Below are 487 nucleotides of genomic sequence, written 5' to 3'. Positions count from 1 at the left end.
ACATGTAGCAGGTTGGATGACTAGCACCGGCTCCGCTCTCCAGTGCATAAATTGAGTTCGTCAGCGATACTTCAGCACCACTGAGATTGTCGTCTAGGCGCTCCAGCCTGAATTGGCCCCAGCCCCGTGCGGTCAGACGTTCGAGGTAATGTTCAAAAACTCTCACCTCCGACATTTCGTATTTTTGAGCTTGCTTCTGGCACCAGTAGTAGGCGGATTTTGCTCCCGCCTGTAGTAGGACGGCGCGATACTTGGACAAGCCTAAAGCGCTCTCAACTTCCTTGTGAACGTTCACCATGAAGTGGCGCGGAATGTAGAGCATGGGCAAACCGTCCGTCTCCCAGATGCCGGTCGCTTCGTCCACATTGATATCTACAGATGGCCGCATGCTTCACCCTTGTTGAATTGTCGTTGTTTGCTTGGCGGAAGAGGATGCCCGAGAAAGCGTCTCCTTGCGGGGAACCCTTGTTATCCCGGTTTACGCGAG

At 53.6% G+C, this 487-nt stretch carries 1 protein-coding gene; it reads right to left on the bottom strand.

From position 1 onward, the window contains the following. A partial coding sequence (locus AB1462_RS31745) for a DUF5943 domain-containing protein (RefSeq protein ID WP_367249040.1) occupies positions 1-388 on the bottom strand: 388 nt, incomplete at its 3' end. Positions 389-487 lie beyond the last annotated feature (99 nt).

Source organism: Pseudomonas sp. SB113 (assembly GCF_040754745.1).
Classification (GTDB): Bacteria; Pseudomonadota; Gammaproteobacteria; order Pseudomonadales; family Pseudomonadaceae; genus Aquipseudomonas; species Aquipseudomonas grimontii.
This window is presented reverse-complemented; position numbering and strand designations above follow the sequence as displayed.